Consider the following 23,001-nt stretch of genomic DNA (forward strand, 5'->3'; position numbering starts at 1 on the left):
GACAGCGCGCAGGTGGGCTCCGGAGGTCATGCGCCGGATACCTGATCAGCGTCGTGGTTAACCCAAAAAACAACGCGCCGCTTTATGAATTGCATGATGCCGTGCAGGCCGATTCCCATCAGCGAAAGCACGATCAGGATCGCGAAGACGCCAGCCGTATCCATGGAAAAATTGCGCTGAAGGATGAGGTAGCCGAGCCCGGCCTGTGATCCGACGAACTCGCCGACGATGGCGCCGATAATAGCGAGAACGATGCCAACATCGAAGCCGACGAAGACGTAGGGCAGCGCATTGGGTATCTTGATGTACTTGAAAACCTGCCAGCGAGAACCGTCGAACGCAGTCAGTAGATCATGCTGCTCCTGCGGTGCTGAGCGGAGCCCGACGATCGTGTTGGCGAGTACGGGAAAGAACACGATCGTCGCGGTGATGACGACCTTCGACGTCATACCGAAGCCAAACCAGATCACGAAGAGGGGCGCGATCGCCACCTTTGGAATCGTCTGAAAAGCAATGACATAAGGGTAGAACACCCGCTCTATGAATGCAGACTGACCAATGATCCCACCCAGCAGCAAACCCAGTATGGCCCCGACGAAAAAGCCGGCCAGCGTTTCGAATGCAGTGACGAGGAAATGGTAGGTCATGGTCCCGTCCGCGATCGTGCGCCATAATGAGCTCAGCGTGGCTGACGGCGTCGGGAAGACCAGAGGTGACACACCGAAGAACTGAACCGACCACTCCCAAACGCCGATGACGACGAGGAAGAAGACGAGCGATACCGTGTACTCCAAGGTGTAGGTCGGTGGCGAAAACCTCGTGGGTTTCTTGCTTGCGGTCGTACTGCTCATCAGTCCAGCCCCGTCTGCGAGTTAAAGTGTGTGCGTATGCGCGAAACGATCTGTCCGAAGCGCTCCGAATTGATCATCTCCAGGCGTCGCGGCTTCGGAACATCGACGTCGAGAATCTCGGCAATCCGACCTGGCCGGGGCGACATGACGATCACACGGTCACCAAGAAACACCGCCTCAGGGATGCTGTGAGTGACGAGAAAGATCGTCTTCCCGCTTTCCGAGCGGATACGCAGCAGATCGAGATTCATGTTCTCCCGGGTCATCGCGTCGAGCGCGCCGAAGGGCTCATCCATCAGGAGGAAGGATGGGTCGTGCGCCAGTGCGCGCGCTATGCCGACACGTTGCTGCATTCCGCCGGAAAGTTCGTTGGGGTACTTTTGCTCGAACCCCTTCAGCCCAACCATCTCGATAAGTCCCCTGGCCCTGTCGATCCGCTCGTTGGACACCTTCCCGTGCAGTTCGCTTGGCAGCAGGATGTTCTTGATCACAGTGCGCCACGGCAGCAGAACCGGGGCCTGGAAGACCACGCCAACCTGCCGGCTTGGGCCGTCGGTAGGCTTGCCATTGAGAACGACGTCTCCCGATGTTCGCCTCAGAATCCCGGCAAGGATTTTCAGGAGCGTTGTCTTGCCGCAGCCGCTCGGTCCGACAACGGTTACGAACTCCCCTTCGGCGATGGAGAAGTTCACCTCGTGCAGCGCTCGAATGGCCTCGCCTTCGCGCGTCTCGTAAATCTTGTTCAGGCCGGATACTTCAATCACGACTTACCCCCGTCGTCAGGAGTTGCGGTGTTCATTTTCGCGCCGTGGCATCGTCTGCGAACTGGGAGTCGCGCCATTTGAACGCGGCCTTCAGGCCGTCGCGGTCGATCCGCTGGAAAAATTCCGTCGCCTCTGCCGAATCGGACATCAGGACCTGCGTGAAGACTTCCGCGCCGTACTCGATCGTCGAGCTGAACCCACGAATTTCGAATGCCCGATTGAGACCGGCCTTGTTGAGCTCCACGGCGGGAGGGGGCAACCGGGCAAAGCGCAGGGCCAGGCTCCTTGCCTCGTCCAGCAGGGTTTCTGGTGCGACAATCCGGTTGACGAGGCCAAGCTTCTCGGCCTGCTCCGCGTCGACGCGATCTCCAAGGAGAAGGAATTCCTTAGCCTTCTTCATCCCCATGATCCACGGGGTGATGTTGAAGGGGGGAGCCGACTGGAACTGGACTTCAGGTTCGCCGAAAGTGGCTGAAGATGCAGAAAGCGTGTAGTCGCAGACCATCGTGAGATCGCAGCCGCCGCCGAGCGCGTATCCATTGACCGCCGCAATGTAGGGAAGGCGCGACTTCCAGATTTTCCACCAAGTGTCGTTGCCGAGTTTGACGTGCTCGCGCCAATCCTGAACCGTTGTGAAGGGTTCATCTCTCGGTGCGAGATCGAATCCTGCACAGAAGGCTTTGCCTTTCCCGGTGATGATGCCGACGCGCACCTCCCTATTCCGCTCGATCTTGTCCAGAGCATTCTGCATCTCTTCGAGCAGTTGGTCGTTCAGCGCGTTCATCTTGTCGGGCCGCGCCAAGGTGAGCATGGCCACGGGCCCCTCAACAGTGAGTTCGATCGCTTCGTAGGTCATTGCGGCTCCTGGATTTGAACGCTTTTCTGGATCACGAGCGCGTCCAGCACGATGGCACCATGTCCAATACTGCGCACCGCGACAGGGTTCAGGTCCACGGCTGTCAACTCGTGCCTGTAGGCCTGCGCGATCTGCGATAGCCGGGTAAGGGCGTTGGCGAGTGCTTGCCGGTCCCCGGCAGGTGCCCCGCGAAAGCCTGCGAGCAATTTGCTGAAACGGGTCTGCGCAATCATCTCGGTCGCAAGGTCGGGGTCGACGGGCGCGAGCTCGAAAGCGCTGTCTTCGAGGATCTCGACCAGCATACCGCCGGCGCCCACGACAATGCCTGGACCAAACGGCGGATGGCTGACAACGCCTAGGATCGCCTCTAGCCCGCCGTCGACCATCTCCTGGACAAGCACGCCCTCGATCTCGGCATTCGGCGCCTTGCGCCTTACCCGTTCGAGCAGTCGGTCAAAGCCGGCGCTGACCTCCTCAGCATTCGCGAGGCGCAGCATGACACCATCGACTTCCTTCTTGTGCGGAAGGTCCTTCGATTCCACCTTGAGCACGACGGGATAGCCGATCTTGTCCGCGTGGCCGACCGCCTGATCAGCGCTTGTCGCAAGGAATTCGCGTGTCACGGTAATCCCGTGGGCGGCTAGAAACGCCTTGCTCTCACGTTCTGTAAGTGGCCTTGTGTCCGCAAGCCGACTGACCCATGCATCCTGACGCAGCAAGGAATGGTCGGCTTCAGAATCACTGCCTTCGAGCTGGCTCGCCTGTGAAAACAGGTATGAAAGGGCCTTCAGGCTATTGCGCATTCCGGAGAGCACCGGCACTCCTGCGGCACGCAGAGGCCGCAGAATGTCAGGATGAACCGGAGTCGACAGATTGTTGAAGAAGACAACCGGCTTCGAGATGTCCTCGGCGACCTCTTTCACTGCGATCGCCAGCTTCTCGTAGGTAGCAGCCTGATCCGTTCCGAGGGTGGACGGACAATCCTGCGAGACGGCGACCAGCGCGATGCCCGGGTCAGCGGCCAGCGCGCGCAGGCAAGCCTTGTACATATTCGTATCGAAGACGGCGACGCCTGTAGCGTCCAGCGGATTGCGGGGCGATGCAAAGGCTGGCAGCGTAGCCTGCAAGGTCGCGACCGTCGTGTCTTCGAGGGCTGGCAATTCAAGGCCAAAACGCTCTGCGATGTCGCAGGTCATGGCCAGTTCGCCACCACTTACGTTCAACACGCCCAATCCCGAGCCCTCAGGGGATCGCCGGCAACCGAGAAACAGCGCGCAGGTTTCGGCCAGCTCGTCGTAGTCCTCGACAAGGATGACGCCGTTCCGCCGGAAAAATGCCTGCAGCGCCGTGTCCGAACTGGCGATAGCGCCTGTGTGCGCAGCGCTGGCGGCCGCGCCGGAGGTCGACCGACCGACCTTCAGGGCGATGATTGGCTTGCCCGCCTTGCGCATCTTCGCTGCCGCCGCTGCAAACCGATCCGGGTCATGGAGGGTCTCCACGAACAGCGCAGCGACGCGCGTTGCTTCATCCTGGGCGACGAAATCCAGATAATCCGAGATGTCAGTGACTGCGCCGTTGCCGAGCGAGATCAGGTAGCTGAAATCGAAGCGCTGGAGACTGCTCAATGCGATGCAGGCTGAGCCCGACTGCGAAATCAGCGCCAGATCGCCGGGGATCAGGCTTTCCGAAAGTGCCGCGCTATAGAGTGCTGCGCCTTCGTGTGCGCTGTAGAGACCAAGGCAATTAGGGCCGCACAGGTTGATATCGTTTGCAAGACAGAATGCGGCGATGCGGTCCTGAAGGGCTTTCCCTTCGGCGCCGGTTTCGGCGAAACCGCTGGCAAACAGGACTGCGCTCTTCGTGCCGAGCGCGTTCATCTGTTCCAGCGCCGGCAACGCCTTGTCGTAGCTCAGGGCGATGACGACACAGTCGACAGCCTCCGGCAACGCCTCCAGCGAAGCGTAGCATTGGAGCCCGAGCACTTCGTCCGCTGTCGGATGAACCGGGTAGATGTTCCCCGCATAGTTTTTCGCGATCAGATTCTTGATCACTGTGTTGCCAAGCGCTTCGGGACGAGAAGACGCGCCCAGGATGGCAACAGAACGAGGAGACAATAGAGAGGATAACTTATGCAAGGTGCACCGCTCGAGCTGCTTGTGACGATTTTTGTTCCCATTGTCGCGCGTCGCCTGAGTGCGGTTTATTTGCCCGCTTATTTCAGGCGACGTGCCAGCTTCAAACCGTAGAGTGGTAAATGTCGCAGTCAAACACAGTTTTGCGGGTTCCGTGTGCGAAAAATTAGAACATAGTCATCGCGCTGACGGGCTCGCCAGCGTCTATGTTCGAATTCGAGGAACCGGCTTTGCTAATTTCGGTGCCTTCCTGACGTTCCCGCCCTGTCATAGCCTTTTCGCCGATCAACCAGAAACGGGCGAGAGGCGGCCCAGCTGTGCTGCGCCCCGCACCGCCGCCATTGGACGGCGCGTCGAGATACGGCAAGCCAGTGACCCGAAAACGTAGAACTTCCAGATGGACTACCTGAACGCGGTCACGGTCTTCAGGCGCGTCGTGGAGCTTGGTAACCTGTCGGCCGCCGGTCGCGATCTGCGGATGGATGCCGCAAGGGTGTCGACATTGATTGTCAGTCTGGAAGCGACACTTCAGGCGCGATTGCTGAACAGATCAACACGGAGGCTGATTCCGACGGAGCATGGCATGGTCTTCTATGCGGCTGCGGGGAAGATCATCGACAACGTCGCTGCCGCAGAAGCCGCCGTTGCCGATATGTCCGGCCAACCATCGGGAACCATCCGCCTGAGCGTTCCGCAAGGGCTCGGCCGAAGGATCATTGGTCCGGCCATCCCAAAATTTTGCGACCGGCACACAGGGATACACGTTCAACGCTGACTTTCAAACGACGACATCGACATGGATCTTGAAGGGGTCGACGTTGCCTTTCGTTATCTGGCGCTGCAACAGGACGGGTTCACGTCGACGGAAATCGCAGAGTGCGAAATGCTGCTGGTCGCTTCGCCCGAATATCTCAGCCGACGTCCAGCGCTGCGCCATCCCCGCGACCTCAATGGCAACGCACACAGATGTCTGGTTCCGAATGGACCTTCGCCCTCCACGAGCCCATGGGTGTTCACCGGACCGGCGGGCTTGATATCGATACGCACCTCATCGCCGTTCCATGTCGAAGACGGAGATGTCCTGACGGATTGGGTACTGGAGGGCAAGGGGATTGCCAACCGGCCTCGCTTCGAGGTTCAACATCTGGTTGATGAAGGCGCGTTGGCTGTGGTGTTAACGCCCTTCAGCCTGAAATCCGCATCTCTCTTCGTAGCCTATCGACAACGCGGATTTTACGAACCCCGCCTGAGCAAACTCGTCGATAATCTTGTCCTGCACTGCCGGCGTCAGTTCAACCGTCCGCAAACGTCGGGCGGTGCGCACCATCACAGCGCGGTCGAGACTGCACAGTTCTGATCTGGTGAGGCGGCAGGTTGGCGGTCGCGGCGCTTAACCTCTGCACAGGCGATTGCAAATTCATGTTCGAAGTATTCGAACATCTTTGTCGAATAATACTTAATTTCCGCACATTGACAATTAGTTGGTCTCAAGTTCTCGTTTGGACAGAACTTGGGCGTAGATCCCCGGTGCCTACACTTTAGGCACTAGGATGCCCAGCTTAGTGTCAGGGCGACAGTCAGACGTCAACCGCTCGAATGCGGAGGTACAAAAGCGCGAAGCCTCAGGAAAATAGCTCACCCAAGCAGACTGCATGATGTCAACCGCAACAACCAAAAATGGGGAATCTGATGAACATAAAGTTCAAGCTCGCAATGGGAATAGCATCGATCATTGGTTCGTTTCTTGCAGTACAGCCTGCAATATCTCAAGATCAGCTCAAGCCAGTGCGTATCATAGTGGGAACTAGTACGCTCAATGTCAGCTATCCGCAACTCAACCTCCCGGTCGCACTGGGATATTGGCGAGAGGAAGGTTATGATGTCGAGGTTGTTGCGCTCGCGCCGCCGGCGCAGTCGATCACGTTGCTCATCGCCGGGCAGGCCGATATCGGACAGGTGAACGCCTCAGTTGCCGTCCAGTCCCGGACAGAGCACAACGAACCGGTGAAGATTGCGATGATGAACGGCGTCATCGACTGGTCAGTCGCTGTGCTCGGCGATTCACCCTATCAATCTCTATCAGACCTGAAAGGCAAGAATGTCGGCGTATTCGGTCTAGGCTCAGGGGGCGTGCCCCTCCTGAAATCGGCACTTCTGGCCCAGGGAATTGATCCCGAAAAGGATGTAACCCTCATCGCGGTTGGCGGCGGGGCTCCGGCTGCGGAAGCGCTCAGGGGTGGCCGTGTCGATGCGCTGGTGTTTTGGGGCACTGCTATGGCGGGTTTCGAGAATGCAGGTCTCAATCTGCGCTACATGCGCGGAGATAACTGGCTGGAATATCCCGATTTCGTACTGACGGTAATGGAGCCGACCCTGGAACGCGATCCGAAAATGGTCGAGGCGATCGCTCGCGGAGCTGCCAAGGCCACCCTCTTCGCCAGCACGAACCCGGAATGCGCGCTGAAGATTCAATGGGCCACTTGGCCGCAAACCAAGCCAACGGGTGCGCCCAACGATGAAACCGCAGCACGGTGGGATCTGAATCTTTTGAATAGGCAGCTCGACACCTTCCAGAAGGGCTACGAACTCGGAGGTGGTGAACTCTATGGCAAGATCTTGCCAACCACCATCGAGCGCTTTCAGGATTATCTTCTCAGCACCGCCCAAATAACGCGAACGCTGCCGGGCGGCACCTGGCTCATCGACAGTGCCGACTATTTCGAAAGGGTGAACAACTTCGACCGCGACCCGATTGTCCAGGCGGCACAGCAGTGTAAAGGATACTGACCATCATCGGTCACGATAGCGCGGACGGCGGGATTGCCCGCCGTCCTTCGCCGTAACAGCCGGCACGTCGATTTTGGATCCTAAATCCAAACTCTCGCGGCTATAGCAATCCGCCTCAAGTAAGGCTGCGGAGAATGGCGCTCGCCCGCTCGGTGACCATCACCGTGCCTCCTCATCTGGTCCGGGCTTATCCATGAAACAGCACGATCGGTCAGGCGTCGGTATTGGGGCGTCGAAACACGAGATTCATGATAATCTGCAATGGATTGCGTCTAACATTGTCCCGTTGGTAGATTGTCGGCAGAGCATTTGATGACAGAACTGCGCCTGTGCCATACGTCAACATCGCCGGCGATCGCAGCCCGCAGAGGCGCGACGCGGTGATTAATAATGTCGGCCTGAGATATTTTGTGGGAGTTGCGCGGGCGGGCTCGATCCGACGTGCTGCCGAGCAGTTGCACGTCGCGGCATCGGCAATCTCGCGGCAGATGCAGCTACTGGAGGAGGACCTCGGAGCGCAACTGTTCGAAAGACATCGCGGTCAGAAGGAACTCAAGCTCACGCCCGCCGGGGAGGTCGTTCTGGAATACGCCAGGATGATTGACAATGAACTCGAGCAGGTCCGCGCCTCTATCAGCTCCATCGATAAACTCGAACGTGGCAGCATCCGGATCGGCGTTTCGGAATCGTTCACCCGCCATTTCCTGCCGGAGCTGATGCAGGAGTTTCACGCAAAATTTCCGGGTATCCGATTCGAAGTCTCAACGTCGGGGGGCGCCAAGCTTATCGACGAACTGACCAAGGACCACATTGACATCATCCTTGGATATCTGGTGCCCGAAACATTCGATGTGCAGGTGATGGCGCAAGCGTTCACCAGGCCAAGCCTGCTTGTGGCGAAATCCCATCCGTTTGCAAGTCGTCGTTACGTCGAGGTCAGTGAGTGTGCCGGTCTCGAATTGGCTGTTCCCGACGACACGCTTACAATCCGCGACAGTTATGCGCGTATGTTCCGTGCGGCGCGTGTCACGCCGAATGTCGTTCTAGTGACGAATTCGTTCGAGCTGATGCGGGAGGCGGCTGCCGTCGGTCTGTGCAACGCCATCGTCAATCCATATTTCGGGGTAACCGCTGTGCCCCGCGGGCTGCGATACATCCCCCTTCGTGGAAAAGGCGTTGAGCAGTGGCCGATCAGCCTATGTGTGCACGCGGGTCGCCACCTTCCGGTGGCAGTGCGCCATTTCGTCGACCACACAAAAGCAGCCATGGAGCGCGCAAGTCGCGATTAACGGCCTGCTCAGCCTGAAATGACGCTAATGGCGAAACGCACTCGCCGCTGATTTTCCCCGAAGCCGATGCGCCATCGACCGTTCGCCGATAGCAGCTCAACCAGCTTCCTGCCCGGCGACATCACTATCGAGTTTTCAGTGGTTCAACGACTTCGGCACTGCCTGAGTTCCACAGCCGCTGGGCAGGAGTATCAATCGGCGGCGACGATCAGCTCGCGTCGAAGATCAGCCACTCGGGTGGCGCCGATTTGACCCATCACCGTCAGGAGCTCCTCGCCCAGGATGGATATGCTCCTGCGAACGCCCTGCTCGCCATGGGCAACGGCTCCATAAAGCATCGCGCGGCCGCAGAACACAAAATCGGCGCCGAGACACAAGCCGATCGCAATATCGCTCCCACGGCGCACACCGCTGTCCAGCAGAACAGGATAGTCAGGTCCCACGGCATTCCTCACGGCAGGCAGAGCATCGAGGCTGGCGACAGCTCGATCAAGTTGCCGGCCGCCATGATTGGAAACAATGATGCCGTCGGCCCCTTCCTGCCGCGCGCGTTCGGCATCTTCAGGATGCAGGATGCCCTTGATCAGAATTGCCGTTCCACGCTTCGCGCAATTTGGCCAGATGCTGCCAGGATTGGGCTGGTGGCGACTGTGTCCGCACGAATTGGGCGACATTGAGCGCGGTCACGGGACCTTGCACGTACGGCACCCAGTTCTCAAAGTTCGGCATCCCTCCGTTCGTCAGGAATCGGAAGGTCCATCGGGGGTGCGTCAAACCGGCCAGAATGATCGCCGGACTCAGGCGGGGAGGGAGCTTGAAACCGTTCCTCATGTCACGTTCCCGCTTGGAGTTCACCGGCAGGTCTATGGTGACAACGAGGTTCCTGATGCCGGCATCACCGGCACGCTTCGCCATGTCGAGCGAAATGTGCTCATCCCTGGCGAGATAGAGCTGATACCATGTGGCCGTGGGTGCGGTCTCGGCCGCCATCTCAAGCGAAGCGTTGCTGACGCCGGACATGATGTATGGAACACCTTCGGATTCGGCAGCCCGGGCCAGCATCAGATCTGCGCCAGGATTGAGAAGGCCTGCGAACCCTGTCGGCGCAATGCCGAACGGGACGGAGAATTCTTGTTCGAACAACTTCGTTAGGCCGGAGCGCGCCGTCGTGTCTATCATGTACTTCGGAAGGAATCGCCAACGCTCGAAGGCCGAGCGATTTGCTGCCAGTCCGCACTCGTCCTCCACGCCGCCGGCTAGGTAGTCGTACAGCAAGCCTGGAAGGAAGCGTCTGGCCCGAGATTGAAGTTCGTCGATATTGATGGCGGAGTCTGCGCTGCGTGCCATTTGGCTATCGATCCTTGCTCATCAACCGGTGTCTGTCCGCAGGTCCGGTCCGTTCCAGTGCTTTGCGAGGCTGGCGAGGTAGCCGTCTTTAGTCTCGTCGTCACAGAAAGCTCCCCTGAAGCCATTCTCGATCACCTCGGCGACTTGGGCGGTCGAAAGATCCAGTGCCTCTGCGCTTCCCAGGATGTTCTGAGAGAGATTGGCCTCGAAATAGGAGGGGTCGTCCGTGTTGGCGCTGACGACACAGCCTGCTTCGAGCAGGCGCCTCAGCTTGATGTCTGCAAGCGCCTTCACGACGTTGAGGCGGAGATTCGAATACGGGCAGACAGTCAAGGGAATCTGCTCGTCCGCGAGGCGTTGGACAAGCGCCGGATCGTCGACACTGCGCACGCCATGATCGATGCGGTCGACCTTGAGGACGTCGATCGCCTCAGTGATGTAGGAAGAAGGTCCCTCCTCGCCGGCATGGCATGTGCATCGCCAGCCGATCTCGCGCGCGCGGTCAAACGCTTTCACGAATCGGGACGGTGGGTTGCCGATCTCGGCGCCAGCCAATCCAAGCGCGATGATATTCTCGCGATAAGGAAGAGCCTGTTCAATTGTCTCAAGGGCGTTCTCCTCCGTTCGATGGCGTTGAAGCCCGAGAATCGGCCGGGCGACGATACCGAACTGCCGATGGGCGTCATGCGCACCGGCAAGAATGCCGTCCATCATTGAAGCCCAGGAGACACCGCGCTCCAGATGACTTTGGGGTGAGAAGTGGAGCTCCGTGTAGACAACATTCTCGGCAGCGGCCCGCTCGAGGAAAGCGATGGTCACATCGCGAAAGTCCGCTTCCGTTCTTATGACACGCATTCCGGTATAGAAGATCGAGAGGAACTGGGCGAGGTCATGGAACTGATAGCCATTCCTGACCGCTTCAACTGTGTCGTACGGCAACGCGACGTCGTTGCGCTTCGCCAGTTTCAAGATCAGATCCGGTTCGATGGTGCCTTCCAGATGGACGTGCAAGTCCGCCTTTGGTGCGTCGAAAACCAGTCTCTCAAGCTGCATCTCTTCCTCCGTTCCATGGCTGGGGTCGCCGAAGCGGAAAGTTCGGGCCGAATTCGGCTTGCTCGCAGCACGCTTGCCGCGGCGGCCGCCATCGCGTCCGGTTAGCGATTTTCAGCCAATGCCGTTCCACTCGAGTTGACGCCATGGAAATCCAGAGCCGGCCGAGCGTCGACAATAGAGTGTTTCTCTGTCCGGGATCGGCTATCGGCGAGATGAAGGTCTGTCCGTCGACTGCAAGCACGAAATACTTGCGATCGTCTTCTTTGATGATTGTATGCATGGTTTCCTATTTTTCTTTGGATAGAAGCAGCCCGCATTCTTTCTGTTCAGTATAGACAAGATGAACTGAAAGCTGAACCGTGCTGCGAGCAGGCACGTGGCTTGAAGGGCAGCTGACGCCGCCCTCTGCCCTCATCAGTAGCGATAAGAATCCGCTTTGAATGGCCCGTTGACGCTCACGCCGATGTACTTCGCCTGCTCAATCGTAAGGTGACTGAGTTCAGCCCCGACTTTGTCAAGATGCAGTCTCGCTACCCGCTCGTCGAGCGACTTCGGCAACACGTAGACCGTTCCGGGTTCATACTTGTCCTGATTGGCGAACATGTCGGTCAGGGCCAGAATGTGGTTGCAGAAGCTCGACGACATCACGAAACTTGGATGTCCGGTTGCACAGCCGAGGTTCACCAATCGGCCTTTTGCCAGAAGAATGATCCTCTTGCCGTCAGGGAAAATGACGTGGTCGACCTGCGGCTTGATTTCCTGCCATTCGCATGAGGATAGCGAGGCCACATCGATCTCGTTGTCAAAATGCCCGATGTTGCAGACGATCGCCTGATCCTTCATGCGCAGCATATGCTCAAACGTTATCACGTCGCGATTGCCGGTCGCGGTGACGAAGATATCGGCTTGGTCAGCCGCCCTGTCCATTGTCACGACCCGGAAGCCTTCCATCGCCGCCTGCAGCGCGTTGATTGGGTCGACTTCAGTGACCCAAACCTGCGCATGTAACGCGCGGAGAGCTTGCGCGCATCCCTTGCCGACCCCGCCGAAGCCGGCGACGACGGCGGTCTTCCCGGCGATCATGACGTCGGTTGCTCGCTTGATGGCATCAACCAGTGACTCACGGCAGCCATAGGTGTTGTCGAATTTGCTCTTGGTCACCGAGTCATTCACGGCAATCGCGCGCATCGCGAGGGTATTGCTCGCGCTCATCTCGTGAAGCCGAAGCACGCCGGTCGTTGTCTGTTCAGATACGCCGACGACGTTCTTTAACCGTCGGCTGTACCAGGTCGGGTCTTTGGCAAGTGTCGAACGGATGGACGCATAGAGGAACTTCTCCTCCTCGCTTTTCGGGTTCTCCAGAATGCTAGCGTCGGACTCGGCGCGTGTTCCGATATGCAGGAGGAGCGTGGCATCACCCCCATCGTCGAGCAGAAGGTTGGGGCCTTCTTCCGGGGTTCCCTTCGCACCGTCGAACTCGAGTATCCGATGGGCATAATTCCAATACTCCTCCAGGGATTCACCTTTCACCGCGAAAACAGGTATCCCGTTCTCTGCGACCGCCGCGGCGGCATGGTCCTGCGTGGAGAAGATGTTGCACGATGCCCAGCGGATCTTCGCCCCAAGCGCCTCTAGCGTCTCGATAAGAACCGCAGTCTGGATCGTCATGTGAAGGGAGCCGGCGATGCGGGCGCCCTCCAGGGGCTTTTCGGCCTTTGCTTCATCACGAAGTGCAATCAGGCCGGGCATTTCGGTCTCGGCAATCCGAATTTCTCGATGACCCCAGGCTGCCTGATTGATATCGGCGACAACGAAGCCGGGCTTCTCGTGAGTGGTCTTGAGGGAAGTGACGGTGGCGCTCATTTTGTTCTCCGTTGGAATGATCCACCGGCACAAGCGCGAAGCTCACCGCCATGCCGGCAGGTGAGCGCAGTTGCGGGCAATCGCCCTTAAGGGCGACAGGTGTTCGAGCCTAACGTCGGCCGCACGTCAAAAACCAACTGCGGCCGATGCTGCAACGCTCCTCGAAACACTCGATGCTCGTAAGGCACGACCGGCATCACGACTAATTCCGAAAGGCCTGCAACTGTGCGGTCAACGGTGGCGCGAGGCTGGCCTACTCTGAGCAGCTAGGTTTCTCATACACTGGAACAAACATCATAAAAATTGCAAAAAGTCGAACAAGGTGTACGAATTTTGTGTACATAGACATTAGGGGCTTTCGCACCATACTCCAGTGGCATTCCCAATGACGTGGCCCCCCGCATGCCCTTGGATTGAACTGGACTCTGTCGACGGAGACGGAAATTAGGAGGAGCCGGCTTGCGGAAGACCAGATGATTGGCGTGCTGAAGAAGCATTAGCCGGGAATCCCGGCGGCAGCGCTTTGCCGCGAGCACGCGCAAACCGCTCGAAATTGCTCGGTGTTGCGGCGACAGCAGCCGATATGCCGGGACCGATCGGCATTCCGGCAAGCCCCCGTGACCTGTTGCGCATCGCATACCCTGAGGTCCCGGAAACACCAAATCCTGATCCACGAGAATATTGAACATATAGCCCGGACGGATACGAAGGGTGGGTTGAACATCGAGATTCTTGGTGATGGTTCTTTCGGCGACGCGCCCGAACGTCTCCGCGAAATTCCGCCTCGCAGCATCGGATGCGGTGTCCTGCCTCGCGAGCGTTGAGCTCTCCGGCACGGCCATGTCGATGCCAGTCCCGATAATCGCTAGCAGGACGGCCGAGCCGAAGGTGCTCAGATAATGGCGATTGACCTTGTCGTTGAAGCCGCCATAGCGCATGACCGAAAGCGGGCTCACTGGTGCCGCACCGGTCGCCTTGGTCTGAGATCGAGGCTGTCAGTCGGGGTCCAGATGTAGTCGCCGGTGAGGCTGATATGCTGCCATCCGAGCGGGGTGATGTGCTTGATCACGTCGGCAGGCGTGGCAATGCCTTCGCGATTGAGCTCGGCGAAAGTCGGTTCGAGATATAATGTGTTCCAGTAAACGATGGCATTGATAAGCAGGTTCAGCCCGGACGCCCTGTAGAACTGGCTCTCGAAGGTTCGGTCCCGCAGTTCTCCGAGCCGATTGAAGAACAGCGCCCGGGCCAGGGTGTTCTGGGCCTCGCTCTTGTTGAGGCCGGCGGTGGCGTTCCTGCGCATTTCAGGGTTCTGCCACCATTGCGGCAGGAAGATGGATCGATTGATGCGTCCGATGTCGCGCAAGGCGAGCGCCAGTCCGTTTTGGCGCGGGAATGCGGACAGTTTCGCCAGCAAGGTCGAAGGCCGCACCTGGCCGGAACGGATCGTGGTAACGAGACGCAGGATGTCATTCCAGTTTGCCTTGATCCGCTCGACATTGATGGGTTCGCCGAAGAGCGTGGCGAGGTTTTGGGGCGGTGTGTCGCCAGGGAAGAGGTAGAGCCGGCGATCTTTGAGGCCGCGCAGCCGGGGCACGAGCTGGAAACCGACAAGATGGCAAAGAGCGAAGCTCATGTCGCTGACCCCGCCGGTATCAACATAATGGGTTTCGATGGCGAGATCGCTGCCATGATAGAGCAGACCGTCGAGAACGTAGATGGCCTCGCTCGCGTTGGCGTTCATGGCGATGATGTGGAACGCGCCATACTGGTCGGAGGTGAAGCGATAGAACTTGGCGCCGGGGTTAGGACCATAGCGGGCGTTGAGGTCGCCGATCGCCTCGGCGTGCCCTCCTGCCGGAAAATACTGCCCGTCCGAGGATGAGGTGGTCCCGTCGCCCCACAGCCTTGCAAGAGGCAATTGCCTCTGGGCATTGACGAGGATGGCATGCGCGCCGGTGTGACCCTCCTCCCGGATATGCCAGTCGTGCGCCCAGGCGAGCTGGCGCATCGTCAGCCCGGGGGAAACATCCGCCATTCTGGTGAGTCCGAGGTTGATGCCGTCCGCCAGAACGGCGGTAAGCAGGGCAAGCTTGTTGTCGGCCGTGCGCCCGGTGCGCAGAAGGGTGAACGCATTCGAAAATCCCGTGCGGGCTTCCACCTCAAGCAGCAGGTCGGTGATGCGGACGGCAGGCAGCCGGTTTTCCACCTTCGGTTTCAGCGCCTTCGCGATGTCCGGGAACATGGCCTTGTGCGGCGTGATGCTGAAACCCGCGTCGGCCAATTCGACATCGTCGAGCTCACCGGCTTCTGCCAGACGGGAAAGCTCGCTCAGCCCGTCGTTCAAGGTCTGGCGCTGTTGCTTCAGATAGGTTTCTACATCGGTATCGACTGCGACCGGAAGCGGACCTTCGCGCATCAGCTCGAATGTCGGCGCGGGAATGAGGAAGCTCTCGAAGGACTGGAATCGCTTCGCGCCCTCCACCCAGACATCGCCGGCATCGAGGCGGCGTTTCAATTCGCTGAACAGGCAGAGTTCATAGGCCCTGCGATCGATCTTGCCATCCTGCAGGATGAGCGGCATCCAGCCTTTATGCGGGCGGTCGCCTGATTGTCGGCTCGCCGCATCATGGCGCCGATTAGCTTTTTGAACACGTCGATTGCGGAATCGGTCAGATGGCGGGAAAGATGCAGGACCGTTGCTGCCAGCACGGCGTGCCGGCGTTAGGGATTGAGGTCGCGCAAATGCTGCGCGCTCATCCGCATCCCTTCCGCGGCGAGTTCGTCAAAAACTTTGGCCGGAATGCGCTCCATCAATTCCATTGGCAGGTTCAGTGACCGAAGAAGCTGAACGCGTTCAGCTATCCTGTCGAGATTGATGGCGGTAGGCGACAATGCCGGTGTTCTCGCCCAAGCAAGGATGGTCACGTTCGTCCCCGCACGCGGGTCGAGAAGTTTGTCGAGGTCACGTTTGTGGCCTTCCGAAAGCCCGCCAGCCAGAGCCCGGTGGGCGATGCGGATACCACGCCGGATTGCAACGTGGATGATGGCTTCGAGTGCTCCGCTCGCCGGCAGGAGAATTCGCCGACGTCGCAATTCCTCCACAACCATATCCGCCAAAACATCGGCCCGGTGCAGGGTTTGCGCAGCCGGCGTCAACCAGCCGGTCAGTGCCCGCACGTCCGAAGGCGCAATGGGCGCATCTTCATTTTCTCGAAAAGCAGGGCGAGGTGCTCGCGGCGTGTCTGCGGGCGCTCGAAATATCGGTCGATCTCGCGATGATCGGCGCCGATCTGCCGGGCCAGGAACCGCAAGACGCCGGAAGGCAGGATCTCACCATCCGCGAGCGGCCTGCCTGGAAAACGCAAAATCGCCAAAACGCAGGTCAGACCCAGGCGGTTCGCTGCACGGTTCTGCCGCATGATCAGATCGAGATCCGACTGGTCCAGCGTGTAATGTTTGGCGATCTCTCTTTCGTCCTCCGGGAGCGCTGTTGCCTGGCACCACCATGTTTCACACGTCATGACCTCGATCGGCTACGCAAGGGTATCCACCGGCAACCAGGATACGGCGCTTCAACTCGATGCGCTGTGCAAGGCGGGCTGCGAGAAGCTGTTCGAAGACAAGGCATCGGGTGTGAAAACCGATCGGCCGGGGCTCGCCGAAGCTGTGCGCTATGCCCGAGACGGCGACACGCTTACGGTCTGGAAGCTCGATCGCCTGGGCCGATCGATGAAGCACCTGATCGAGATCGTCACGGAATTGGAGGCCAAAGGTGTCGGCTTCCGATCTATCACCGAAAACATCGACACCACGACACCCGGCGGTCGCCTGGTCTTCCATCTGTTCGTGGGCTCTGGCCCAGTTCGAACGCGATCTCATCCGGGAAAGAACCCGCGCCGGACTACAGGCAGCAGAGGAAAGCGGTCGGCGCGGAGGCCGGCAAGCTGTCGTCACGCCGGAGAAGCTCGCTAAGGCCCGCCAGCATCTGGCTGCCGGCCTCAATGTTCGCGAAGCCGCCGCGCGTGTGAAAATCGGCAAGACCGCGCTCTACGAAGCCCTCAAAGCCGAAAAATGAGCCGCACCCACCGTCAAACCGGCGTGAGTTCTTCATGCGTTCTCAAATGTCGGACAGATTCATCACTTTCGTGTCGTGACGCCACCTTCTGGGAGTTGATCCGCATTGGACGGTGGCATGTCGAAGGCGAAGCGTACGACCGGGCGCTGAGCCCAAAGGGAGCGACCTCAGTCAACTATAGCGGCCCATTTAGGCGGTTCTACTCACTCGTCGTATATCAACTTTGCGTGTCTTAAAGCCGATCGAATGGAAAGAGAAATCAAGAGGGAGAGGGAGGAAGTTCGCTCGCTCGGCGGGCCGGAGGTGTCTTCGGGAAGAATACGAGAAAAGGCGCAGCGACTGGCGGTGTATCGATGATCCCAGATGGGGTTAATCCGAGCTTTGCTGCATGCATAGGCATGGTTATATTCGGCGGTCTTTTTTCTTCTTGGAAGGGAACACAAAATTTGACGTATCTTATGAAACAAAATCGGCCAGCACGCCTTAAGGTGAGGCCCAGCACATGAGATGTGGGTCTGTAGAACCGGGCCTCGTGTTGCGGGTAAGCAACGCGCGCCAAATTGCATACTCATGCAGATTTAGGAAGAGGGAAATTAGTGAGGCCCGGCGGGTTTTGGGGGGCTAAGTAGGTACCGGGCCTCCTGTAGCGAATACGCCACGAAACAATATCTCATGATTCGCAGCACTCTGCTGTGTCAAATGACATGTCTGCTGCGCAAGTCGCTCCGAAGGGCTGATAGGCACTTTTTGTGCTTACTCCGGCGGGGTCCGTGTTGGCAAGCACTAACCGCGAGAGCAACCGCACGAATGTAAGCACACCGCTCAACCTTGCCTCGTTCATAAAGTGGTTCTAAGAATGTGACGCAATATCCTAAAATGGCCGTCGTCTCCCGCGTTTTCAGTCCCTTCTTAATCATCAGGTTGTTCCAATGTGTCAGGATCAATTCCTAGAGCCTCGGCAACGGCATTTTTTGCCAGTCTTCATCTAAGTCGAATTCCATCTGTCTTCCGTGAGGCCGCGCGACGAAATGGTTCTTGGCATCAAGCGAGATTGTTGATCTCTCTGTCGCAAGCATGCAAAATCCGACGAATGCCGATGAGATGCCGAAGACTCACGCTGACGTGAAAAGCAAACCACGTGACCGGTAGACAGTGAGTGGCAAGCCGCTCGATCGAAGAGCCGCCTTACGTTCTGCACTAAGACCTCAACGAGCTTGAGGCTGAGAATAAGCATTTGAAAAAGCTGCTTGCTGAGAGGCTTGACAATGACAACGCTGAACTCAAGCGAAAACGCGGTTGTCTGTGACATGAGTTTCCATCCATTGAAGCCAGCGGGGTCGACGCACAGCTAGCTGTCCATCAACCGAACCGCGATGCATACGCATTACACAATGCTCCCAGACATGAGCACACGTTGAATAATTGATGAAGATGCCCGACACCGAAGCGGGTGAACGATTAAGGCTTGGCATCGGGATTAGTGTAAATACAATCGTCAGTTCGTTTTCCGGCGACGTTTTTGAACACGCTCATTCAGAAGCGATAATTGTCTTCCTTACCTTCGCAACGAGCGGCAAATGCGATGCAGCGTTTGAAATTTTTTGCCGGACGTTGGCTTACGGAGCATGAATTACGATCAAACTTTGTCTAGATACTCGTGCTGGTCCCTGGCGGTTAGAAAATCCAGTTCGGAGCTACCTAACAAATGCGATGACGCCAATATCGCTCATTCCATTTTTGCCTTGACAGCGAGATCGTTGAGACGCTCCTGACAGATAACCGCAACCAGCCCCTGGAGGGCAGATGTACGCCCTCCGAGCCATTCCAGAGCTTCAGCGCTGATTTCGTAATGTTCGGAATAGCGCGCTTTCACATAGGCTTCATTGATGGTGTTAAACCATGCGGTGTAGCGCTGGAGATCACGTGGCCAAGCCTCGACAAGGCGCATGTCTTGCTGTTCGGCCAGTGCGCGCAGAAACTTGAGATTGTGGGATGGTGGGCTATAGTTTGTGAGAACCAACAGCAGAGCTGCGTAAAATTGTTCAACTGACTGATGTAGCTGAAACGCAGCCTCACTTTTTCGACCTTTGCTCAGCGCATATCTTGATGTGTCAAGAAATCCTGCTGCGGCCGGAAACCGCTTTTCGAAATACGTCTTTGCCACATTGTATTCATCGGCAGCTGACATTGGCTTGGGTTCAGCAAGAGGCTCGTCGTCCAACTCATAGAGTGCGATGCCCTGACGGCGGATATCGGAAAAGAAATATTGTCCTTGTCTGAGAGCGGTGTTTATCTCGCGCCGCGAGTGGACAATGAAACTCACCGGCGTCGAGACGCCCCGGTCATGTAACAATCGGTCAGCAGCTTTGTACCAATATGTGGAGAAATCGGTCAGCTTCTTGTTGTTGACGATGATGAGCAGGTCGTAATCGGATCGGTAACCTTTCATTGTATGTGGCTCATCCACCCAGTCACCGCGTGCATATGATCCGAACAGGATGACTTTCAAGATTCTGCCCATCTTTTTGAATTCTGCAGAGCCCTCCTTGAGCACATCTGCGAATTCCTCCAGCAGGATTTGCAGGATACGCGCCAACTCACGCTGCTTTTTTTCCGGCAAATGGTCGAGGCTGGATTTCATTATCGATTGGAGCATCCCGGCGATTTCCTGTTCATTCAAATCAATAAGTTATGCCAGCTTCAGAATCCACCGATTGAAAACGAAAAGGTGTCATCGGCGAACGTGGCAGGCAGGCTCTCCAATCCACGACGACTTATTCATGCGGCGCAAGTTATGTTGCGTCAATCTACAAATCGAACAGAAAAATCCACAAAAATAGCCTGTTGACGCAATAGTGGGGCTAAAATAACGTAGGTTTTTTCTCGCAATGCTCTTTTTGTTGCATCAACACCTGCATTATTATCACGAAAATTTAATGACGAAATCTGACCGTGAGCGAAAGGAATGTCGATGAAGCCGCCCGGTTGGGCTTTCCGAGATGGCGGTTTGCGGGATCAGTCCGTTGGCACATTTGTCTGCTTTATCCCTTTCAGAAGGGCGAAAAACGCTTCGGGCACTAGAGTCAGATTTCCCCCGCAAGGTTGAGAGGGTGTCACCTGTTTCCTGGCTCATGGGTGACGATGTGGAGGATCAAGTCGGCAATAAGCGCCCTGGCTTCTTCGTTCCAATGCGCCTCAGCCGCCGTGCGGGGATCGTCATGGACGAGGGTATCAGCGCGTGCCAGCGTCTTCGGCAACATCGAGGCCGTCCGGATATGCGCGCCGAGCGGATCGAGGATATGAACGGATCCAAACGTTTCGCGGGTGCGGCCGGCGATCTTTGCATTCTCACTCTTGGCATCAATACAGATCACCGAGCGGTTGGGGGTTAGAAGGAATAATAGTGCCAACACCCAAGCCCGTTCGCGTCGGCGCTATGGTGAGCAGATGGGGCGAGCCATTATAGCACAGCAGTTTTTTGATCACCCGTCACGGTCGATCAGAAGACTGGACCCGGTGCGAGTGAGAGCAGCGATTTCCCTGGTCGTAGCAAAGCGGACCGAACCAAACACGGCAGCACTTCGCGCCGACCTCGGCGGACAGAACGTCGACCTGAAAGGCCAGTCCAAGAAGGACTTCTTCAACGCCGATAGGGACCTGGGCTATCTGCCGAACCCAGTCGTGCCGCAGCAATACCCTACGAGCTCAAACGCGGCTCGGTGATCGCCGGGACGCTCATCACCGGCATCAACTCCGACCGTCCCGGCCGCATCACTCTGCAGGTCAGCCAGAATGACTTTGGCAGTGCCACCGGCCACCGGCCACCGCCTCCTCCCTGCAGGGGACCAATCTCTTCGGCAGCTACGACAGCAAGGTCTCCTTCGGCCGGTCCCATGTTCTCGTCATCTGGACCGATATCATCTTCCCCAACGGCTCGACGCTGGCCACCCAAGACACTGCGTCCGACGCCGCGAGGCGGAATTTTGCGGAAACATTCGCCGGGGTACAAGTTCAACGTCCTCGTCGATCAGGACATCGTGTTTCCGGCAAGATATCGATAGCGACGCTGCTCCGGACGGAGAAGGGAATTGTGCTCGACCTTTTCAACACCGCCTTCGCGGCCTGTACATTGCTGATTGCGGTCTGGAGGCCTCGAAAGACTTGGCTGCTGTTTCTGCTGGCGGGCCGAGGCTGTGTGAAAACTCCTGATAATGCTATGATGTGGCACTGCTTCGGAGGTGCCGCATGGGACGTTTCGTTGAAGCTGCAGACCGCGACCAAGCGAGCTTTTTGCCGGCGTGTCTGGAAGACTATGTGGATGCTGACAACCCGGTCCGCATCATTGACGCCTTCGTGGATGAACTCGAGCTGGCCGAACTCGGCTTTGCCCGCGTGCAGCCGGCATCGACCGGCAGACCCGGCTATGCGCCCGGCACGATGCTCAAGCTCTATGTCTATGGCTATCTGCATCAGCTGACGTCGAGCCGGAAGCTTGAGCGCGAGGCTGGCCGCAATATCGAGCTAATGTGGCTGATCGGCAAGCTGGTGCCGGACTTCAAGACCATCGCCGACTTCCGCCGCGACAATGCCGATGCGATCCAGATCGCATGTCAGCGCTTTGTCGCCATCTGCCGCGCTCTTGGTCTGGTCGGCGGTGGCATGGTTGTCATTGATGGGTCACGCATGCGGGCGGTGAACACGCACGAGAAGAACTACACCAAGGGCAAGCTGGCGCGTCGCAAGGCCCATGTCGAGGAAAGCATTGCGCGCTATCTCGCCGAGCTTGAGGAAGCCGATTATGCGGAGACCGGACCAGCCACGCCGCGCATCGATCACCTCACCGAGCGACTGGCATCGCTGCGCGGTCGTCTTGGTGAGCTCGAGGAGATTGGCCGGCAACTGCAAGCCGCTCCAGATGAGCAGATCTCGCTCACCGACCCGGATGCGCGCGCCATGGCAACCGGAAGTGATCATCGCGGAGTGGTCGGCTACAACGTGCAGGCAGCCGTCGATACCAAGCATCATATCGTGGTCGCCAATGCGGTGACGAACCGGGGCCATGACCGATCGCACCTGCTGGAGATGGCCAAGGCCGCCCAGGCAGAGACCGGCGCTCCAGAAATGATCGCCCTTGCTGACCGCGGCTATTACGAGGGCGAGCAGATTCGCTCCTGCGCCGAAGCTGGCATCATCGCGATGGTTCCCAAGCCCAATACCTCACCAGCTCAGGCGCGTGGCTTCTGGGGCAAGGCCATGTTCGTGCATGAGCCTGAGACAGACACCTATCGGTGTCCCGCCGGCCAGCAGTTGCAGAAGCGCTTCGCCCGAGTGGAGGGCGGCAAGCTCATCAGCGTCTACTTCAACCAGAAGGCCTGCAGCGCATGCCCCTCGCGTCCCCTGTGCACGTCCGGCACCCACTTCCGAACGCGTGGCCTCAGGAACGTCACTACCGAAGCCAGCTTGGCAATCCTGGCCTACAACATGAAACGCGCCATCGCAGTCGCCGGCGTTGCCTCGACCCTCAAAGTAATAACGGGATGAATGGAGCAAATGCGCGCCATGGCAGCAGCCTGCGCGACGAGCGACGGTGAGTTCTCACACAGCCTCGGCCCCGAACCTGCTTTCGATCGCGACCTATATCGCCGTTCCGCTCGATCGAAACCGGCCGGCTATTTTGTTTTCGACCGTCCTTCATCTCGCGTTTCTGGTCACGCACTCCGAAGAAGATGAAATTCCAGATCGTTGCACTTCTGCAACGCTGCCTCGGAATTGTGCTACGAATTTGCGGTCGGCTCGACGGGTTCATGCCCTGAGACAATACAGCAAAATCAACATGAAACATGTACACTATTGTCAGGTTTTAGCGGATCGGTGGCACATCACCCTCGACCGGTTCTAAACGATTGGCCTTGAACGACTTTTTGCCTTGAGATAAGGGCGGACTAGAGAAACTGCGCTTATGGACCGTCGAGAGAGTGAACAAG

15 protein-coding genes, 6 pseudogenes and 1 riboswitch are annotated in these 23,001 nt (G+C 57.9%); of the genes and pseudogenes, 9 read left to right on the plus strand and 12 right to left on the minus strand.

What is annotated here, in order from left to right; genetic code table 11:
* Positions 1 to 26 precede the first annotated feature (26 nt).
* Genes ABFT80_RS25700 through ABFT80_RS25715 form a run of 4 tightly spaced genes read right to left on the minus strand, consistent with a single transcriptional unit; the run spans position 27 to position 4,738 of the window.
* Positions 27 to 851 (minus strand): ABC transporter permease, encoded by an 825-nt coding sequence (locus ABFT80_RS25700; RefSeq protein WP_347974800.1) that lies wholly within the window; start codon positions 849 to 851, stop codon positions 27 to 29.
* A complete protein-coding gene (locus tag ABFT80_RS25705) occupies positions 851 to 1,615 on the minus strand; it encodes an ABC transporter ATP-binding protein (RefSeq protein ID WP_347974801.1) in 765 nt (254 codons plus the stop codon). Before ABFT80_RS25705 ends, ABFT80_RS25700 begins: the two co-directional genes overlap by 1 nt.
* Before the next feature lie 31 nt (positions 1,616 to 1,646).
* The gene (locus ABFT80_RS25710) at positions 1,647 to 2,471 is read right to left on the minus strand and encodes an enoyl-CoA hydratase/isomerase family protein (protein WP_347974802.1); all 825 of its coding nucleotides are present in this window, start codon (positions 2,469 to 2,471) and stop codon (positions 1,647 to 1,649) included.
* On the minus strand, positions 2,468 to 4,738 hold the full coding sequence (locus tag ABFT80_RS25715) for an acetate--CoA ligase family protein (RefSeq protein WP_347974803.1): 2,271 nt from the start codon (positions 4,736 to 4,738) through the stop codon (positions 2,468 to 2,470). The genes ABFT80_RS25710 and ABFT80_RS25715 overlap by 4 nt, the downstream gene beginning before the upstream one ends.
* Positions 4,739 to 5,000: 262 nt before the next feature.
* On the opposite strand from ABFT80_RS25715, the gene ABFT80_RS25720 reads away from it, so the two are divergent.
* The 4 genes from ABFT80_RS25720 to ABFT80_RS25735 all read left to right on the plus strand — a co-directional run bounded on the left by ABFT80_RS25720 (position 5,001) and on the right by ABFT80_RS25735 (position 8,679).
* Positions 5,001 to 5,378: a LysR family transcriptional regulator gene (locus ABFT80_RS25720; RefSeq protein ID WP_347974804.1), complete on the plus strand. Its 378-nt coding sequence runs from the start codon at positions 5,001 to 5,003 to the stop codon at positions 5,376 to 5,378.
* 21 nt (positions 5,379 to 5,399) lie between these two features.
* Complete coding sequence (locus ABFT80_RS25725; protein WP_347974805.1) at positions 5,400 to 5,960, plus strand: LysR substrate-binding domain-containing protein; 561 nt, start codon at positions 5,400 to 5,402, stop codon at positions 5,958 to 5,960.
* A gap of 332 nt (positions 5,961 to 6,292) precedes the next feature.
* On the plus strand, positions 6,293 to 7,390 hold the full coding sequence (locus ABFT80_RS25730) for an ABC transporter substrate-binding protein (RefSeq protein ID WP_347974806.1): 1,098 nt from the start codon (positions 6,293 to 6,295) through the stop codon (positions 7,388 to 7,390).
* Between the two features lie 329 nt (positions 7,391 to 7,719).
* Entirely contained in the window at positions 7,720 to 8,679 is a 960-nt protein-coding gene (locus tag ABFT80_RS25735; protein ID WP_347974807.1) for a LysR family transcriptional regulator, read from the plus strand.
* A gap of 191 nt (positions 8,680 to 8,870) precedes the next feature.
* On the opposite strand, the pseudogene ABFT80_RS25745 reads toward ABFT80_RS25735, so the two are convergent.
* From ABFT80_RS25745 to ABFT80_RS28175, 5 genes and pseudogenes are all read right to left on the minus strand, one after another.
* Positions 8,871 to 10,026, minus strand: a pseudogene (locus ABFT80_RS25745) (alpha-hydroxy acid oxidase).
* 21 nt (positions 10,027 to 10,047) lie between these two features.
* Positions 10,048 to 11,037, minus strand: a complete 990-nt coding sequence (gene add / locus ABFT80_RS25750; protein WP_347974810.1) for an adenosine deaminase — start codon at positions 11,035 to 11,037, stop codon at positions 10,048 to 10,050.
* Positions 11,038 to 11,493: 456 nt separating this feature from the next.
* Complete coding sequence (gene ahcY / locus ABFT80_RS25755) at positions 11,494 to 12,942, minus strand: adenosylhomocysteinase (RefSeq protein WP_347974811.1); 1,449 nt, start codon at positions 12,940 to 12,942, stop codon at positions 11,494 to 11,496.
* A 55-nt stretch (positions 12,943 to 12,997) separates the two neighbouring features.
* Positions 12,998 to 13,111: riboswitch (S-adenosyl-L-homocysteine riboswitch) on the minus strand.
* A 478-nt stretch (positions 13,112 to 13,589) separates the two neighbouring features.
* Positions 13,590 to 13,874, minus strand: a pseudogene (locus ABFT80_RS25760) (TrbI/VirB10 family protein); the annotation flags it as partial.
* A gap of 20 nt (positions 13,875 to 13,894) precedes the next feature.
* Positions 13,895 to 16,463 (minus strand): annotated as a pseudogene (locus ABFT80_RS28175) (Tn3 family transposase).
* On the opposite strand from ABFT80_RS28175, the pseudogene ABFT80_RS28180 reads away from it, so the two are divergent.
* Positions 16,462 to 16,728, plus strand: a pseudogene (locus ABFT80_RS28180) (recombinase family protein); the annotation flags it as partial. The pseudogenes ABFT80_RS28175 and ABFT80_RS28180 overlap by 2 nt on opposite strands.
* Positions 16,715 to 16,834: pseudogene (locus ABFT80_RS28185) on the plus strand (hypothetical protein); the annotation flags it as partial. The pseudogenes ABFT80_RS28180 and ABFT80_RS28185, both read left to right, overlap by 14 nt.
* A 9-nt stretch (positions 16,835 to 16,843) precedes the next feature.
* Here ABFT80_RS28185 and ABFT80_RS28190 read toward each other — a convergent pair.
* A complete protein-coding gene (locus tag ABFT80_RS28190; protein ID WP_455190012.1) occupies positions 16,844 to 17,053 on the minus strand; it encodes a hypothetical protein in 210 nt (69 codons plus the stop codon).
* Positions 17,054 to 18,442: 1,389 nt separating this feature from the next.
* On the opposite strand from ABFT80_RS28190, the gene ABFT80_RS25785 reads away from it, so the two are divergent.
* Positions 18,443 to 18,646, plus strand: a complete 204-nt coding sequence (locus tag ABFT80_RS25785; protein ID WP_347974813.1) for a hypothetical protein — start codon at positions 18,443 to 18,445, stop codon at positions 18,644 to 18,646.
* A gap of 97 nt (positions 18,647 to 18,743) precedes the next feature.
* On the opposite strand, the gene ABFT80_RS25790 is transcribed toward ABFT80_RS25785, so the two are convergent.
* On the minus strand, positions 18,744 to 19,658 hold the full coding sequence (locus tag ABFT80_RS25790; protein ID WP_347974852.1) for a nucleotidyltransferase and HEPN domain-containing protein: 915 nt from the start codon (positions 19,656 to 19,658) through the stop codon (positions 18,744 to 18,746).
* Between the two features lie 472 nt (positions 19,659 to 20,130).
* Positions 20,131 to 20,427 carry a type IV secretory system conjugative DNA transfer family protein gene (locus ABFT80_RS25795; RefSeq protein WP_347974814.1) on the minus strand — a complete coding sequence of 99 codons (297 nt, stop codon included), beginning with the start codon at positions 20,425 to 20,427 and terminating at the stop codon, positions 20,131 to 20,133.
* Between the two features lie 163 nt (positions 20,428 to 20,590).
* Between ABFT80_RS25795 and ABFT80_RS25800 the strand changes: the two are divergent.
* Together ABFT80_RS25800 and ABFT80_RS25805 are read left to right on the plus strand one after the other, a co-directional pair.
* Positions 20,591 to 21,078 (plus strand): annotated as a pseudogene (locus ABFT80_RS25800) (TrbI/VirB10 family protein); the annotation flags it as partial.
* Between the two features lie 184 nt (positions 21,079 to 21,262).
* Positions 21,263 to 22,558 (plus strand): IS1182 family transposase, encoded by a 1,296-nt coding sequence (locus ABFT80_RS25805; RefSeq protein WP_347974815.1) that lies wholly within the window; start codon positions 21,263 to 21,265, stop codon positions 22,556 to 22,558.
* Positions 22,559 to 23,001 lie beyond the last annotated feature (443 nt).

It is taken from the genome of Foliimonas ilicis, from assembly GCF_039939195.1.
Lineage (GTDB): Bacteria > Pseudomonadota > Alphaproteobacteria > Rhizobiales > Rhizobiaceae > Foliimonas > Foliimonas ilicis.

Excerpts from the sequence above, each read along its gene's own strand:
- ABFT80_RS25700 (WP_347974800.1), bottom strand. The coding sequence starts at position 851 with ATGAGCAGTACGACCGCAAGCAAGAAACCCACGAGGTTTTCGCCACCG.
- ABFT80_RS25710 (WP_347974802.1), bottom strand. The coding sequence starts at position 2,471 with ATGACCTACGAAGCGATCGAACTCACTGTTGAGGGGCCCGTGGCCATG.
- ABFT80_RS25720 (WP_347974804.1), top strand. The coding sequence starts at position 5,001 with ATGGACTACCTGAACGCGGTCACGGTCTTCAGGCGCGTCGTGGAGCTT.
- ABFT80_RS25725 (WP_347974805.1), top strand. The coding sequence starts at position 5,400 with ATGGATCTTGAAGGGGTCGACGTTGCCTTTCGTTATCTGGCGCTGCAA.
- ABFT80_RS25730 (WP_347974806.1), top strand. The coding sequence starts at position 6,293 with ATGAACATAAAGTTCAAGCTCGCAATGGGAATAGCATCGATCATTGGT.
- ahcY (WP_347974811.1), bottom strand. The coding sequence starts at position 12,942 with ATGAGCGCCACCGTCACTTCCCTCAAGACCACTCACGAGAAGCCCGGC.
- ABFT80_RS28190 (WP_455190012.1), bottom strand. The coding sequence starts at position 17,053 with ATGAAGAACTCACGCCGGTTTGACGGTGGGTGCGGCTCATTTTTCGGC.
- ABFT80_RS25785 (WP_347974813.1), top strand. The coding sequence starts at position 18,443 with ATGAAGATGCCCGACACCGAAGCGGGTGAACGATTAAGGCTTGGCATC.
- ABFT80_RS25790 (WP_347974852.1), bottom strand. The coding sequence starts at position 19,658 with ATGAAATCCAGCCTCGACCATTTGCCGGAAAAAAAGCAGCGTGAGTTG.
- ABFT80_RS25805 (WP_347974815.1), top strand. The coding sequence starts at position 21,263 with ATGGGACGTTTCGTTGAAGCTGCAGACCGCGACCAAGCGAGCTTTTTG.